Genomic DNA, 16,521 nt, shown 5'->3' with positions numbered 1-16,521 from the left:
AGGAGGAATTATGATGAGTTACTTAGCCAAAGTACGGGAATCCAACCCCTTGATCCACAACATCACTAATATTGTAGTAGCCAATTTCTCAGCCAACGGTCTGTTGGCGCTGGGTGCCTCTCCCTTTATGGCGGATGCCCACGAAGAAGTGATCGACATCGCCGCTATGTCGTCTGCTGTAGTTCTAAATATAGGCACACTCAATGACTACGCCATTCAATCTATGTTGCTCGCTGGTAAATCCGCTAATAAACACGGGGTTCCCCTAGTGCTTGACCCGGTAGGTGCAGGCGCAACTTCTTATCGGACCGCTGTCACTCAAAAGCTAGTGAATGAGATGCAAATCACCGCACTGCGGGGGAATGTAGCTGAAGTCGCTAATGTCATTGGAGAGAGTTGGTCCATTAAAGGGGTGGATGCTGGCGAAGGCGAAGGCGATGTAGTCCTTTTGGCTGAAGCTGCTGCGAGGAAGTTAAGCTGTGTGGTCATCATAACTGGAAAAGACGATGTGATCACGAATGGAAAAAACACTTATATTGCCAGCAACGGTCACCCTATTCTCACGAAGGTTACAGGAACTGGCTGCTTACTCAGCGCTGTTGTGGGTGCATTTCTCGCGGTAAGTGGAGGTGCCTCGTTGGAGGCTGCAGTGGAAGCCCTCTCCTTCTATGGAGTAGCCGCTGAAATCGCCGCTGAACTAACAACTGGTCAAGGGCCAGGAAGCTTTCAGGTTGAGTTTCTAAATCAACTGACATGGGTCACGCCAGAAGTCTTCCTAGAAAGATCTAGTATCAAACAGCTCAGTTAATGACCCTCAAAGGAGTGAAATCGATGATTATATCCAAAGCTCTAACCATTGCCGGCTCCGATAGCGGCGGTGGTGCTGGCATTCAGGCCGATCTAAAAACCTTTCAAGAGCTTTCTGTCTATGGCATGTCCGTCCTCACAGCTGTGACAGCGCAGAATACGCTGGGTGTCCAAGGGGTTTATCCAGTGACTCTGGACGCCATAATTCAGCAGCTTGATTCTATAGGACTTGACCTGCAACCAGATGCCGTAAAGACAGGGATGTTATTTAACAGCGACATCATCCGCATTGTGGCAGATAAAATTAAGTATTACGGCTGGTCTAATCTTGTAATTGATCCTGTGATGGTCGCTAAAGGAGGGTCCACACTGCTGCTGCAGGAGGCGGTTCAATCCTTAATCAGCCATCTGCTGCCCTTAGCATTGGTGACGACACCCAATATTCCCGAAGCCGAAATGATCACAAAGATGACGATCTCCACCATCGAAGAACGCAAAAAAGCAGCCAAAATCATTCATGGCATGGGCTCCAAATATGTAGTGCTAAAAGGGGGGCATGATACCTCAACCACAGCCGTAACCGATCTTCTATATGATGGTCAGGAATATACCTTATTGGAGAGTAGCCGGATTCAGACCAGACATACGCATGGTACAGGCTGCACCTATTCAGCAGCGGTCACCGCCGAGCTAGCCAAAGGCAAATCCGTAGCTGAGGCCATTCAAACTGCCAAAGCATTTATACAAGCGGCGATTGAGGACGAGTTGGGCATAGGGGCTGGGCATGGACCAACCAATCATTTTGCTTATCAGAACAGACTGCGAGGGATAAACAATGCAACGAATGAACAGTGAACATCTGCGAGATCTATTAAAAGTCTATTTCATTATGGGCAGCGTAAATTGCCGTAAAGCTCCTGTTAAGGTGCTGCAGGAAGCGGTTGTTGGAGGCATAACCATGTTTCAATTCCGTGAGAAGGGTACCGGGTCCTTAAGCGATAAGGCACGACTTAATCTTGGCAGACGACTTCAAAAGATCTGTCATACCAATGGCGTGCCCTTTATCGTGAATGACGACATTGATTTAGCGATCGCACTTGATGCGGACGGAATTCATGTAGGACAGGAGGATACACCTGCATTGGCGATCCGCCAGCTACTTGGAGAGAATAAAATCATTGGTGTATCCGCTCACTCCTTCGCTGAAGCTCAGCAGGCGATTGCCGATGGAGCCGACTATCTGGGCGTGGGTCCCATTTATCCTACGTCATCCAAGGAGGATGCCAAAGCTGTTCAAGGCACTGCGATGATTGAAGAACTAAGAAATAAAGGCATTACCATCCCATTGGTTGGCATTGGGGGAATCACGCTGCAAAATGTTGCATCAGTATTAACAGCTGGTGCGGATGGGATTTCTGTTATCTCAGCGATTGCCGGAGCTGAAGATATTACCACAACTGCCAGAGGCTTTGTTGACAAAGTCAGTTTAAGCGGAACATAAGCTCATACAGCTCTTCACTGCTTAAATGCCGCCATTGTCCCAGCTCCAAGCCGTCTAATGTAATATTCATAATTCTTATGCGCTCCAGCTTTAGTACTCTATATCCTAACTCCTTGCACATTCTGCGTATTTGCAGATTAAGACCTTGAGTTAGGATAATTCTAAACTGACATTCTGTGATCCGATAGACCTCACAAGGTTTCGTTGTGACTCCCAGAATGTTCACGCCGCTAGACATCTCTTGTAAGAATTCTGACGTAACCGGTTTGTCTACATGAACTACATATTCTTTTTCATGCCCATTCTCGGAACGCATCATTTTATTTACAATCTCTCCATCGTTGGTTAACAAAATGAGGCCTTCCGAGTTTTTGTCTAATCTGCCAATCGCAAAGATCCGTGAAGGATACCCTACAAAATCAATAATGTTCCCAGCCACATGTGGGGCTGCTGTACAGGTAATGCCTATCGGCTTATTCAAAGCGAGATACACTGGCTCCCCTTTACTGCTTGTTATCGGCTCCCCATCGATCCATACGATATCCTCTGGCTCTATAAGAATGTTCGCCTCACAGACAATACCGTTTACAGCGATTCGACCTGCTGCAATTAATCGTTTGGTTTCCCTTCTGGAACAAAAGCCTGTTTCGCTTATATATTTATCGATTCTCACTGCTGATCCTACTTTCATTCTATATACTTACCTTACCTCTAGTCATAAAAAAACACCTGATTTTAACGATCAAAATCAGATGTTAACCTTCAGGAATAACCCAGTTTAAGGGAGCTATTTGGTGCTTCCGCTTTTTTTCACGTTACTGCCCTTGCTTCCACTTGCACCTTTAGCACCTGGACCCGTCGTTGGATCACTTTTAGCAGGTTTAACTGGTTTTGCTGTTTTGTTCCAGCGTGTCCAGCCTTTACTCCCCGTACCTCTGCCTGTGCCGCCACCTTTACTTTTTGCACCCATCATATCACTCCGTCAGTCATTCAGAATTCGTATAGTTTATACACTTTACCTATCTTACCACACTCTCAACCTTTCTGTTTAAGTAATAACAAATGCTTCATCTAACTAGCCACTGTTTAGAATTTAGCATCTTTATTCATTTCATGAATATCAAAGGTATCCTGATGTATTTCGATGGCGATGACGGTGTCCTTTTTTTCAAAAAATTGCACATGTCCTAACCGCTTGTCCTCCAGCTCTATCCATCCAACATCGTTTAATTTATTAAAATAGCCGTCAGGCCGATAAAGACCTTGTTCTCCTCCTATATTATCCAATTCGTACTTTACACCTATTTTTATATTGGGGTTACTTGAAGTTGTTGTCACTTCGATTTCTTTGGCTTTTTTAGGAATAGGAATTTCAGCATTAATGGAACATACTCCATACTCTTGTACCTCTTGAGTTGATGATGTACATCCAGTTACAAAGATTGATAATGACAACAAAATAAAAGTAAATAAGTACTTCTTCAATTAAATTCCTCCTTCTCAGATGATAACTTATTTTACCAAATCAATCCATTAAAAAACACCCCACCAAAGACTAAGCTTTGATGAGGTGTCTATTCACATCAGCTTTGCAGCTCATGCATGGACTTATTTCGGTTGAATATAACCTTCTGCTTTCAGAAGCTCAGCGATCAACACAGCACCGCCAGCTGCTCCGCGCAGGGTGTTATGGGAGAGACCTACGAATTTGTAATCATAGAGGGCATCTTCCCGAAGTCTGCCCGTCGATACGCCCATTCCGTTCTCGATATCACGATCCAGCTTAGTCTGTGGACGATTGTCCTCTTCAAAATAGGTAATGAACTGTTTAGGTGCGCTAGGCAGTTCAAGCTCCTGAGGACGTCCTTTAAAGCTCTTCCAGAGATTCAGAATCTCTTCTTTGGACGGTTTCTTCTCAAAAGAAACAAATACAGCAGCCATATGTCCATCCGCTACAGGCACACGTATACACTGCGAAGTAATCGTTGGCGCTTCACTCTTTACGATACCCTCTTCTTCAACGCTTCCCCAGATCCGCAAAGGCTCTTGCTCGCTTTTCTCTTCTTCGCCACCGATGTAAGGAATCACGTTGTCCAGCATTTCTGGCCAGTCTGCAAAAGTCTTTCCTGCACCAGAAATGGCTTGGTAGGTGGTGACCACCACTTTAGATGGATTGAAGTCTTTGAGCGCATGAAGTGCAGGCACATAACTTTGAATGGAGCAGTTAGGTTTAACCGCAATGAAACCTGTCTCTGTTCCCAGACGTTTTCTTTGCTGTGCAATAACCTCAAGATGCTCCGGATTAATCTCAGGAATGACCATAGGCACGTCAGGCGTCCAGCGATGCGCTGAGTTATTGGAGATTACTGGTGTTCCGGTGCGAGCATAAGCCTCTTCGAGCGCTTTAATCTCATCTTTTTTCATGTCTACAGCACAAAAAATCAAATCCACGTCCGCAGCAACTTCTTCTACCTTAGAAGCATCTTGGACCATAATATTCTTTACGTTCTCAGGCATTGGAGTAGATAACTTCCATCTGCCCTTGGCCGATTCTTCATACGTTTTTCCAGCAGATCTAGCACTGGCAGCAATCGCAGTTACTTCAAACCAAGGATGATTCTCTAAAAGGGCAATAAAACGTTGTCCTACCATACCTGTGCCGCCAACTATGCCGGCTCTTAGCTTTCTTGACATCAGAAAATACACTTCCTTTTGATTAACTGTCCTATTGTGAATAATAGGCCGATAATTAATGATATACGGCGCGGGAACATTTGGCGAGTGTTAACATCAAAATAACATTAAAAATTTTATTTTTAGCGGATTATATTGAATTTCACTAATACTAATGAAGGAAATAGCTGCACTCAGTACAATTATAAGTATATTTTCTGCTTAGACAACTCTTTAACTGCATTCTCTACAACTATTTCCCCGAAAAATAATGGAAATGCCCTCTAAGTGAACTTTTAGATGTAAGAAATACAACTAAATCGCATCTGCAGAGCATTTTATAGCATATAGTTGTAGGAAATACATCTATTTGCGATTGGTGAGCATAAATCAGGAATCTGCGATCAGCGTTCAGCGATTAGCGATTAGCAATCAGCGATTAGCGTTCAGCGATTAGCGTTCAGCGATTAGCGTTCAGCGATTAGCGTTCAGCGATTAGCGATCAGCAATCAGCGATTAGCAATCAGCGCTCTGCGATCAGCGATTAGCGTTTACAAGCTGCTTCAACCAACTAATCGTTTCTTACCCCCGCTCACTTAAACCAACCTTTTTCCTTAAATCGAGTGATTGCCTCGATGCGGTTACCTACATCCAGCTTATCTAGTATAACTGAGATGTAATTCCGGACTGTTCCCGTGGTAATGTACAACTGGCTGGCGATCTCTTTTGTATTTTTACCGTCGGCAATGAGTCCAAGTACTTCCTTCTCCCGCTGAGTCAGAGGATTTACTTCACCGCTGTAGGCTTCATCCATTAGCTCCGGTGCATACATGCGTCGGCCTGCCATCACATTACGTATCGAAAGTGCCAGTTCTTCGCTAGGACTGTCTTTCAGCAGATAAGCATGAACTCCCGCCTTGAGCGCACGTTCGAAATATCCCGCACGGGCAAAGGTGGTTAATATCATCGTTTTGCAGCCGCTATTCTTCAGCGCTTCCGCAGCGTCGAGACCACTCATCGCTGGCATCTCAATATCCATAATACAGATATCCGGCTTATGCTGCTGAACCATCGCTACAGCTTCTTCCCCGTTGCTTGCCCGGCCCACGACCTTCATATCCTCTTCTAAATCCAACAAAGATGCCAACGCTCCAAGGAGCATTCGCTGATCCTCAGCGATTACAATCTTAATCATTATACGGTTACCTCCTGTTCCGGATGCTTAAATGCATTTGGGACCTTAATCACTATCGTAGTCCCCTCATCTCGCACGATATCCATACAGCCATTTACAAATTCAAGACGTTCCCGCATACCTTGCAGCCCATGTCCTTTAAAATAAAGATCATTGCCCGGGATGCCAGTTCCATCATCTTTCACTTTAATGATGAGATCTGTGCGTGTGGGTTCAATGATAATTGCGCAAGATTGTGCATTACTATGCTTCACAACATTTGTGACAGCTTCCTTAATACACATGCTGAGCACATTCTCCGTAATCAATGAAGTGTTAGACAGTTTAGGATTGCCTTGCAAAACATAGTCGATCTCCGCAGCCGCAAGAAGCTGCTGAATATGAACGAGTTCGTCCTCAAGCCGAATGCCGCGCATTCGCGTAATCATCTCCCGGACCTCTTTCAGCGCACTTCTTGCCGTCTGGCGTACATCATTGATCTCGGCTTTTGCTTGCGTCGGATTACTGTCGATAAGCTTTCCTGCCAAATCACTTTTCAGACCAATTAACGAAAGCTTCTGACCTAATGTATCGTGAAGATCACGTGAAATCCGCTGGCGTTCCTCGAGCTTAACCAATTCTGAAATACGCTTATTAGCATCCTCCAATTGGTCTTGCAGCTTCCCTTGATTATTCCGGTTATAGGTACTGATTGGCAGCAGGATCACTGCAATCATACTGACAAGCACAAAGGGAAGCTGGCTGATAAATACGGGATTACGCGACAGCAGCTCATAATTGATCGTAATAATCGTAGTCAGCAAATGAATGGAGTACAGGGTGAAGAACCCAACTCGGTTCTGGATATTCCCAATGAAAAAGGCTAAAAAAAGCGCAAAATACATATATCCGAACAACAACGTCATCGTTATAGAGACCAGTATCTGCACGCTCGTCCAAAAATAAACTAACCAACCCTTGGAGACAAAAGAAAGCACATAACAAACAAAAAACACAGCGATCATCAAGATTCCCGAAACTACCTGGTAGGGAGAAGAGGACCGAAAGATGAAATAAAACGGTAGAATATAAAATACGACCCATACATAAGGGCTAAGACCTGTACTTTTATGAAAAATATGATGCCACTTCTGCATGTTCGCTCTCCTTTTTGCCATATGCCACTCACCTTATTCTAGCATAAATCCGGTAAAATCCGGTGAACCACAACAATAAAGAGAAAAAAGATTAGAGCGCGAATGAGTTCTCCGGCTCTAACCTTCCATTTTGCTGCTATTTGATTACAATTAGCTATTATTCTCCCTGGAGTCTGGGCTTATGAACTTGCAGGACCTCGCCTGCAGTTTTCGGTTTATTTAATATGGACTTCATCTCTTTGAAGCTAATGAATCGTTTATTTTCCTCATCCCAAAGACGGAAATTAAGGGCCTTCAGGCTGGTACCAATCGTAATCGTTGTTGCTTTTTGTAGCGGTGGCGTCGCGTTATGCGCTTTTTCCAAATTATAGTTTGGCACCTTTGGACTTAAATGATGCACATGGTGGAAGCCGATATTGCCCGTAATCCATTGCAGCACCTTCGGCAGCTTATAATATGAGCTACCTTCAACCGCGGCCATCACATAACTCCATTCAGATTCATTCTCGAAATAAGAGTCTTCAAACTGATGTTGTACGTAGAACAACCATATGCCGAGAAACCCTGATACAAATGCTACAGGCAACTGCACCATAAGAAATGCCTGCCAGCCAATCGCCCATATTAGCAAGCCATAAAGCGCTGCGATTGAAATATTCGTCAAATAGGTATTCATCCGCTCTTTGCGTCTAGCACCTTTAACATTGAAACGATACTGAATCATAAAAACAGCAATCGGTCCAAGACCAAACATCACGATGGGATTGCGGTAAATCCGGTAATATAGACGTTTCCAGAAGGAAGCCGCTGCGTATTCCTCGACCGTCATAATCCAAATATCGCCGATCCCTCTTTTATCGAGATTACTGGAGCTGGCGTGGTGAATGGAATGACTATGTTTCCACTGCCGATAAGGAACCAGTGTCAGTACACCTGTGATCGTTCCGATAATATCATTCGCTTTACGATTCTTAAAAAACGATCCATGTGTGCAATCATGAAAAATAATAAAGGTTCGAATTACAAATCCTGCTGCAGGAATAGCTAACAGAAGGGTGAGCCAATAGGAAACGGATAAAGAGAAATAAGCTCCGCCCCATAACAGCACAAGTGGTCCTAAAGTATTGATGAGCTGTCTTATACTTGCGTTGCGGTCATTTTTCTCGTAAGGGGCTACACTCTTTTTAAGGCTGGAGAGCTGTGATGTCTGTTTTGTAGTCATCTATATCGTTTCCTCCTTGATGTGTCCGGCTAAGGATCTTTTCATCTACTCTAAGTATAGGTGATGAAGTGTCATCCTATAAGTCATAAACATCAAGTAGAGAGTATGACAAATGTCATACTCTCCTTCTCATTTAAATTACGTTAGCATTGCAGCCAACATCCATCTTCCTTCACTTCGTATTGACCTTTGATCTCACCAATTCCATTAAGGATTAACGAATCTTTATTAAAAGTTGGAGGTTCATCTAGTACGAGGTGGAGTTTATTAATATTTCGAAGGTCAGCTGTATAGTAGCTAATCACTGGCTTTTCCAGAAAATACTCCGCATCATTGATTTGGATTCGTAAATTATTCTTATGAATGCATTTCTCATCTCCACCAATAATACCCATAGGATTAAAACCCGTAGATTTTATATCTCCTTCAATATACAGGTGGTACCCTTCAAGGCTAATAAAATCAATGAATTCCTTCTCCCTGATTGTTTTGACCGATTGCATAATATCTTCCGTTTCTTTGCTGATGGATATCTCCTCGAAGGGAATGACGACTTGATCCACAAATTGCTTAAAAAACGCATATAAACTTAACTCCGACTTCATAAACTCTTCTTTCCAATCGGAGCGAAGCTCATCCAGCAGCAAACATATAAACAGACCAGAACCGTAGCAGCTTCTTCTGATATTAGCCGAAGATTCAAGTTCATCTATTAAATACGAACTGAATTTGTGCAATACTTCCTCATTAGGTAGGGTGGATTTTTCGGCATAGGCATTTAGTTCAACATACCAAGCGGGTCCTTCCAGCGTTTCGATAAGATATTCATTTAGCACGTACTCCCCAAGCAGTTGTTCTCTTTGTTGACGGATGGCAATAAATCTGTACATTGCGTGATTACGCTCTTCAATAGTAGCTGCCATTACACTAAGATATAAATGATGTCTTTCTTGAATCCGCAATTCCATATTTTCGAGGGATAAAGGGTAGGTAATCATCAATAATTCATCTGCATAACGTTCTTCTCCCATCAGGAATTGATAACCGTGAAATAATTCGTGTACACAAATGGCGTACAAGTCTTCGAATTCTTCATGTAATTCCAGATTAACGATGGCTGTAGGGTGATCCTCATATAAGATGATGGTATCTCCTGAGAATTCATTACTCCAAGAAAGCAAATGTGGATGATATCCTACCGTTTTGAATTTGGGATGATTGTACAGATACACGTTATCCTTATTATAAAATGCAAAAGAAACAGCCTCGAACCCTTTCCAATATTTCTGCAGCTTGTGGTTCGTTAAACACTTAACAATCATCTCCAAATGAAATTCCATCCCTTACCTCCTCGTTAATGGCTCTGCTTAGTATGCTCTTCTCGGTATTCTGTTGGTGTTTGACCACTAGCCTTTTTAAAAACCTGTGTAAAATAACGCGGGTCCTGATAACCGACAAGAGGAGCTATCTGATACACTTTTACGTTGCTGCTCTGCAAAATATACTTTGCCCTCTCCATCCGGCAGTGTGTAACATACTCCAAAAAGGTATATCCCGTTATTTGCTTATATAAAGTGCAGAAATGACTGATGCTGAGATCAGCCAGCTCCGCTACTTCCTCAATACTTAAATCTTTATGGTAATTACTCTCAATATAACGTTTCGCTTTCTCGATGGCGCTACGCGTATCCTCGCGGTTCACAGGCTTGTTCCCTTGCTCCAATCGCACACCAAACTCTTCTTTCAGAGCAGAGATCACTTCATTTAAAGTGCCGAGATTGTGCATCTTGCTAAGTAATCCATGCAAGGACCAATCTGAATTTATATTCAAATACTCATAATTTCTGTACAACACAACGATCAATTCAACAAGAAGACGTTCAGCCATATCCTTAGGAACAGCTTGTGACTCAATAAATAAAGCAAGCTCATCAAATAAAGACCACATCCGGTCTCTATTTAAGGTACGTATACTTTCAATCAGCGCGGTTTCCAGCTCTTTTGGGTATTTCACCTCTTTACTGCTTGGGAACGATATCTCTTCATCAATAAAGACCCCGGCAAGCCCCGAATAGAACCGTTGATATAAGGCCTTCGCGGCCAGAGGGTAAACCGTACTTAATTGATCAATGCCTTGTGTGGTGCGGCTGATGCCTACGGAACAAGACTGCTTGGAGTATCTCTTGATTCCCGCTATCAAATGTTCACCAAGTTCTCTCCTGCTGGCGCTTAAAGATCCAGGGAACAGTAGTATCCACTCTCCATTATGAAACGGGAAAACCGTCAGCACGCCATGCTCCAGTGACCATTCTTCCACAATATTGCGGATTGCAAACAGCCATAGCCGTTTTTCTTCTACACTCCATTGACTGCTCAGTGTGGTGTAGTCATCTAACTGGACAACAGCCATAAAATATCCGCTCTCCAGTTCACTGTTCTCCAGCCATTTCAGATGCTCAAGCGGCCTTGCATTTCCCAAAGTGATTTCTGCAAACAGACGTTCACGTGCAAGCAGTGACAGCATCTGCACAGAATGAATCAGCTGATCATTTTGCTTCTGTTCATCCAGCTTGGTTCTGGCGCGGTTTAGCATTTCAACCAGTTCATCATGATCGATCGGCTTCAATAAATAATCAAAAGCGCCTTGACGTAATGCTTCTCTTGCATATTCGAACTCTCCGTAACCGCTTATAAAAATAAACACCAGCTTCGGGTTTTTAGACAATACTTCCTTCATCAACGTAATCCCGTCAATTACGGGCATGCGAATATCACTAATCACGATATGTGGTGAAGTGTCTTCTATCAAGCGGAGAGCTAATTCTCCATTTCGGGCCTCTCCCACAATCTCCATCTGAAGATCATTCCATGGAATGGCTGCTTTTAAGCTACGAAGAATAATCGGCTCATCATCCACGATTATTACTTTATATTTCTCTTGTAACTCATCCATTCCCTGCACCTCCAGCATCATTGTACACTTGAGCTTTGGATCAAATTCCAATATTGAATGGAGGATGCCTGCACTTGCTTTAACGCTTGCTCAGCAGACATTTCTCCGTTAATCATCTGTTCTATAACACTCAGGAACGTTTTTTTCACTTCTGGTGACAATACATTATCATAAGGGACAAAGCTCTTGCGGTTAACTTCCATCATATTCATAACTTGCGCGAATACGGGTCCTGTCTTCTCAGGATCAAAGGCGATGCGCATGGACGGAATTCTCAACCCTTCATATACAATCCGAGTCTGAACCTCCTGGGTGTAAAAAGCTTTCATGAGATCGAGTGCAGCCTCCCGCTTCGCTCCGCTTAGTTCGGAGGAAAGACCGATGCCAAATGTATAACCGCCGGCAATCGAAGGTTGTTCCCCCTTCTTCAATGTGGGAAACGGAATAACACCTACCTCATTTTGAAAATCCGTAGGAGCTGCTGTTCCAGCAAATAAATTGATATCCCAGTTTCCGTTCAGATACATCGCAGCCTTGCCGCTCGTAAATAGTCCCACCGCATTTTCTGTGGATAACGCATTCGATTTCGTACTGAAGGCACCTTCTTTGATCCATTGCTCCAAGTGCTGAAAAGCCTTTAAATACGCCTCATTCTGAAAGCTGTCTTGATCTTCACCAGTGATCAGCTTCTCGATCAAGTCGGCGCCGGCATAACGATCCATTAAATAATGTGCAAAAATTCCTGCGGGCCAACGATCCTCGTTGCCAAGTGCAAATGGAATATATCCTGCCGACTTCAGCTTTAGTATGGCAGCATCAAGCTCTTGCAGCGTTTCTGGCGGCTTCAAACCGAGCTTTTCGAATATGGTTTTATTAAAATATAAAGGTTCAGCATTCCCTTCAATGGGCAAGCCATAAATATGGTTGTCAAAGGTCCAGAGATCCAGATCCTTGAATTGATTGGTTAGCGCATTCTCCCGGACGAAATCCGTCAGATCAATCAGACGCTTAGAGCGCACATAGGGCTCAATTTCCGCTCCACCGAACAAAACAAACATATCTGGCGGGGTGCCAGTAACCATCTCGTTCTTCAGCTTTTGATCACGGTGCAACGTCTGATCCACACCTTCAAAGTTAACTTTCACATTTGGATGCTCTAACTGGTATTTGTCCACGATATCTTCATAAATAGTCAACAGTGGCCGATCATGCTCTTTAATCCAGAAATGACGGAAAGTTAATGTGATTTTCTCGGGTGAATCATCTTCAATGGGTTCTTGCTTTCCTAAAGTTATAAATAAAACCGCACCCGAAATCAGCACTAGATATAACCACATCCAGCCCCATTTCAATAACCATTTTTTGATAACATTCTCCCCCTTTCTTTCCGTACGGTCGATTACGGCAGTATTTTTGGTATTCGGATTCGGATGGTTGAACCAAAGCCGGGGGATGAACACACTAGTATGCCGTATGGACTGCCGAACCGAATATTCAAGCGTTCATGCACATTTTTAAGCCCCACGCCGCTATCACTGTATTTCTTCTGAGCACTTCCCTCGTTATCCCAAAGACTCATCATCTTGGCAAGGTCAAAGCCGGGGCCGTTATCTTTTACGATAATGATCATATCCATGCCCATTTCATAGGCCGTAATCTCAATGACCCCTGGGTCCTCCATCTGCTCAATCGCATGATACAGCGCATTCTCAACAATCGGCTGAACGATCAGCTTTTGTGTCATGAACGTCCTAAGACCATCCGAAAGATCTATGATATACGAGAATTTGTCTTCAAAACGAAACTTCTGGATATCCAAATAATGACGGACATGCTCGAACTCCATATGCAGCGGAATCAGCTCCTGATTCTGACTGATGCTGATTCGCAGCAGCTTGCCGAGTGAGATGACCATTTTGCTAATATCTTTATTGCCTTGCAGCACGGCCATCGAATTAATCGATTCGAGTGAATTATAAATAAAATGAGGGTTAATCTGCGCCATTAGCGCTTGCATTTCTGCTTCCTTCTTACGTCCCTGCTCAGTCTCCACCTGCACAAGCAGCTCATTGATCTGCGTGCTCATCCGATTAAAGCCATCAATCAGCAAATCACTTTCATCATCAGCACGATAGGGTGTAGTGATCGGCGTAAATATCCCCTGCTTCACCCGCTTCATCCCGTTAACCGCACTATTAATACTATGAACGAGCCTCCGTACGAAATAGCGGTCGAACAAAATGGCGGATAACAGCGAAACTGTACTTAAAATAATCGCAATATTCCGGATGGATACAGATTCTGACGAGATGAGATTCATAGGTGTAATGGCTACTAAATACCAGGCTGCATTATGAGAAGGTAGGAAGGTTATGAGTGATTTTTCCCCCTGATAGTTGTCGATGTAATAGTCATGTTCCTTAGCATAATCATTTTGTAAAAAGGGGAAATCTGTGCGTTGTCCAATATGTTCACCGGATTTATTAAAAACGATATTTCCTAGCTTGTTGACCAGCAAAATATCCCCCTTCTTAAGGGTTGCTGCTTCCCAGAAAATCTGATCCAATAAATCAGGTTTTACATTAACAACCAGATATCCGATATCTTCGAGAGAATATGAATCTTTGATTACTCTTGCTTGTACAAGTACCGGATTGCCGGAGATCTCCGAGCCATTTTCTCCCGGTCCTGACCACACAGGCCGCCCTTCGGCGCCTTCCATCGCGTCAAACCAGCTTTGTCTCTTCAAGTCCTCAAAAGACATCGATGCATTGTATTGATAAATTAAACGATCTTTACTATAAAAACTAAATGAAGTAATCATTGGATGATCAATGAGATAACTGCTAAGCTCCTGCTTTCGATCATAAGTGATTACAAAGTTCTTCTGCTTCAGTGATTGCTGAACAACCGGCTGCGTAATTTTTGAATTCGTGATCGAGGTGATTTCACTAAGCGCAAATTTAAGCTTTCGATCCGTTTCAAGCAGTGAAATCCAGTAGAAGTTGCTTGATTTTTTCTCCATTGCATTAGAAAAATTAACGTAAGTGACGATCCCCATCAGAATAACCGGAATAAAGACGAGAAGAATAATAGCGAACAAGATTTTACGGCGGAGTTTCATGATATTCCCCTTCCCCCTGCTGTCTCTGTCCTCTAGTATTCTTCACAAAACCGCCTATTCCCTGTAAAGATCAAAAAGTAAGATCAGCTCTTAATAGCTCCTGAAGTAAGTCCAGCAATCACCCAGCGGCTAAATAACAGGAATACAATCAGCAGTGGCAAGGTTGCCGTAAATGTTGCTGACATGATCATTCCGTAGTCTAGACCATCGCGATTGGAGAACAGCTGCTGGAGCGCAATTTGAATTGTGAAATGCTCTTGATTCTTCAGTACCACTAAAGGCCAGAAGAAGTCATTCCAAACGGTCATAAAATTCAGTATACCTAGTGTAGCCATAGCTGGAGTAATGACCGGGATAGCGATGTTCCAGAAGATCCGGAAATGTCCGCCGCCATCGATCCGACCTGCTTCAATCAATTCCGTATGTACAGCTGTAGTGATATACTGCCGCATCCAGAAGATCCCGAAGGCATTAACCATCGCCGGAACAATAAGTGCCTTGAAAGAGTCTATCCAGTGGAGCTTGGCCATAATTACGTAAGTAGGTAATACACCAAGCTGCTGTGGCACAAATAATGTAGCAATTACAAAGTAGAACAGAAAATTTTTAAACGGAAATTCATATTTGGCAAAGGCATAACCTGCCAGTGTACAGAAAAACACGACTGATATTGTAACCATAGATGAGACAAATAAAGAGTTGCCCAAGGCTTGAAAGAAGTCTGTTTTGTCCAGTACCCGCTGGAAATTCTCAAAAAACTGGTCTCCAACCGTAAGCAAAGGTGGCACATGGAATACTGCGCCTCTGTCATTAGTGCCAACTACAAACATCCAATAAAAAGGAAAGATGGACACGAGCGCACCAACAACCAGCAGCAGATAAAATCCTAACTTGCCGATGATCCCTAGATCATCCGGATCTTTTTTAAATACACGCAGCGTACTCACGCTTTACCCCCTCCCGTATCTCCACCCATGCGATTTGAGACCAGCATATTGAGGACAGAGAAAATAATCGTGACCAGGAACAGCAAGACTGCCGTAGCTGCTGCCGTACCAAAAAATCCGTTGCGGAATGCTTCGCTATACAAATAAGTAACCATAGTGATTCCTTCCTGACGTGTAGATCCAGTTCCCGCTTGGCCCAAAAATACATAAGGCTCAGTGAACAACTGCAAGGCACCTATAGTTGAAAGCAAGGTAACAAATACAATGAATGGCTTCAATAGCGGTAACGTTATAAAGGTTAGCTGTTGTCTTCTGTTCGCACCGTCAATACGTGCCGCTTCATATAGATCCGTAGGGATACTTTGCAAGCCTGATAGAAAAATAATGGCATTATATCCCGTCCAGCGCCACATTACCATCGTAGAAATGGCGATTTTAACGCCCCACCAGCCAGAGTTGAAGGCCATACTATCCAGTCCCAAGCCGTTTAGAATCCAGTTGATCATTCCGTTGTTGCCAAACAGTGTGCTGAACACGAGCGTAACCGCAACGATAGACGTAATATTAGGCATAAAAAATAAAACCCGGAACGTCTTCTTAAAGCGAGTCATCGCCGAATTCAATAAAACAGCAATCAATAGAGCTAGTAATATCTGTGGAACAGTACCCATAAGCCCCATAATTAACGTGTTGCTAAAAGAAATCCAAAAGGTCGGATCACTTGTGACCAGATCATAGTTTTTCCACCCTACAAATTTCATAGGATTCAGGGCATCCCATTTAAAGAACGAGAGATAGATCGTGAAAAAGATCGGATATAGTCCAAATATCGAGAACAGAATAAAAAAGGGCGAAATAAACGTGTAAGCAGTGATGCGGCTCCTTCTTTGTTCAGTTAAAAAGCGGCGCTTGCTCTCGGCATGCGGACTTGAAATAACAGGTTGTGCCATGTCACACCTCCAG

Annotated in this window: 16 protein-coding genes; 3 read left to right on the top strand and 13 right to left on the bottom strand. The window is 43.4% G+C overall.

Translation table 11 applies throughout. The features are described 5' to 3' along the window. The first annotated feature begins 13 nt into the window (after positions 1-13). From thiM to thiE, 3 genes are read left to right on the top strand one after another with little or no spacing between them, the layout of a single operon-like run. On the top strand, positions 14-808 hold the full coding sequence (gene thiM, locus MKY54_RS13260; protein WP_076183472.1) for a hydroxyethylthiazole kinase: 795 nt from the start codon (positions 14-16) through the stop codon (positions 806-808). A 23-nt stretch (positions 809-831) separates the two neighbouring features. Continuing rightward, on the top strand, positions 832-1,662 hold the full coding sequence (gene thiD, locus MKY54_RS13255; protein ID WP_339190709.1) for a bifunctional hydroxymethylpyrimidine kinase/phosphomethylpyrimidine kinase: 831 nt from the start codon (positions 832-834) through the stop codon (positions 1,660-1,662). Next, positions 1,643-2,308 carry a thiamine phosphate synthase gene (gene thiE, locus MKY54_RS13250; protein ID WP_339190707.1) on the top strand — a complete coding sequence of 222 codons (666 nt, stop codon included), beginning with the start codon at positions 1,643-1,645 and terminating at the stop codon, positions 2,306-2,308. Before thiD ends, thiE begins: the two co-directional genes overlap by 20 nt. Here the strand turns inward: thiE and MKY54_RS13245 are convergent. The 13 genes from MKY54_RS13245 to MKY54_RS13185 all read right to left on the bottom strand — a co-directional run bounded on the left by MKY54_RS13245 (position 2,289) and on the right by MKY54_RS13185 (position 16,508). Continuing rightward, entirely contained in the window at positions 2,289-2,981 is a 693-nt protein-coding gene (locus MKY54_RS13245; protein WP_339191190.1) for a pseudouridine synthase, read from the bottom strand. The two genes, thiE and MKY54_RS13245, sit on opposite strands and share 20 nt — an antisense overlap. A 114-nt stretch (positions 2,982-3,095) precedes the next feature. Further along, positions 3,096-3,278, bottom strand: coding sequence for a DUF3934 family protein (locus MKY54_RS13240; protein ID WP_076218200.1), 183 nt, complete (start codon positions 3,276-3,278; stop codon positions 3,096-3,098). 116 nt (positions 3,279-3,394) lie between these two features. Next, positions 3,395-3,793, bottom strand: a complete 399-nt coding sequence (locus tag MKY54_RS13235; protein ID WP_339190705.1) for a hypothetical protein — start codon at positions 3,791-3,793, stop codon at positions 3,395-3,397. Positions 3,794-3,916: 123 nt separating this feature from the next. After that, positions 3,917-5,002 carry an aspartate-semialdehyde dehydrogenase gene (asd, locus tag MKY54_RS13230; protein WP_038570412.1) on the bottom strand — a complete coding sequence of 362 codons (1,086 nt, stop codon included), beginning with the start codon at positions 5,000-5,002 and terminating at the stop codon, positions 3,917-3,919. 571 nt (positions 5,003-5,573) lie between these two features. After that, on the bottom strand, positions 5,574-6,176 hold the full coding sequence (locus MKY54_RS13225) for a response regulator transcription factor (protein ID WP_036686291.1): 603 nt from the start codon (positions 6,174-6,176) through the stop codon (positions 5,574-5,576). Further along, positions 6,176-7,312: a sensor histidine kinase gene (locus tag MKY54_RS13220; protein WP_076125940.1), complete on the bottom strand. Its 1,137-nt coding sequence runs from the start codon at positions 7,310-7,312 to the stop codon at positions 6,176-6,178. The genes MKY54_RS13225 and MKY54_RS13220 overlap by 1 nt, the downstream gene beginning before the upstream one ends. 157 nt (positions 7,313-7,469) lie before the next feature. Further along, positions 7,470-8,534, bottom strand: a complete 1,065-nt coding sequence (locus MKY54_RS13215; protein WP_076125939.1) for a fatty acid desaturase — start codon at positions 8,532-8,534, stop codon at positions 7,470-7,472. A 143-nt stretch (positions 8,535-8,677) separates the two neighbouring features. After that, positions 8,678-9,874 carry a hypothetical protein gene (locus MKY54_RS13210; protein WP_339190702.1) on the bottom strand — a complete coding sequence of 399 codons (1,197 nt, stop codon included), beginning with the start codon at positions 9,872-9,874 and terminating at the stop codon, positions 8,678-8,680. 14 nt (positions 9,875-9,888) lie between these two features. Then, the gene (locus MKY54_RS13205; protein ID WP_076125936.1) at positions 9,889-11,487 is read right to left on the bottom strand and encodes a response regulator; all 1,599 of its coding nucleotides are present in this window, start codon (positions 11,485-11,487) and stop codon (positions 9,889-9,891) included. A 17-nt stretch (positions 11,488-11,504) separates the two neighbouring features. Then, positions 11,505-12,824: an extracellular solute-binding protein gene (locus MKY54_RS13200; RefSeq protein WP_076218212.1), complete on the bottom strand. Its 1,320-nt coding sequence runs from the start codon at positions 12,822-12,824 to the stop codon at positions 11,505-11,507. Between the two features lie 62 nt (positions 12,825-12,886). Continuing rightward, positions 12,887-14,611, bottom strand: a complete 1,725-nt coding sequence (locus tag MKY54_RS13195; protein ID WP_076304181.1) for a sensor histidine kinase — start codon at positions 14,609-14,611, stop codon at positions 12,887-12,889. Between the two features lie 83 nt (positions 14,612-14,694). Continuing rightward, the gene (locus MKY54_RS13190) at positions 14,695-15,558 is read right to left on the bottom strand and encodes a carbohydrate ABC transporter permease (protein ID WP_076304180.1); all 864 of its coding nucleotides are present in this window, start codon (positions 15,556-15,558) and stop codon (positions 14,695-14,697) included. Beyond that, on the bottom strand, positions 15,555-16,508 hold the full coding sequence (locus MKY54_RS13185; RefSeq protein ID WP_036686279.1) for a sugar ABC transporter permease: 954 nt from the start codon (positions 16,506-16,508) through the stop codon (positions 15,555-15,557). Before MKY54_RS13185 ends, MKY54_RS13190 begins: the two co-directional genes overlap by 4 nt. Positions 16,509-16,521: the final 13 nt, after the last annotated feature.

The organism is Paenibacillus sp. FSL P2-0121, from assembly GCF_037975345.1.
GTDB classification, from domain to species: Bacteria; Bacillota; Bacilli; order Paenibacillales; family Paenibacillaceae; genus Paenibacillus_AQ; species Paenibacillus_AQ odorifer.
Note: the sequence above shows the minus strand (reverse complement) of the source record. Positions and strands in the feature narration are given on the sequence as shown.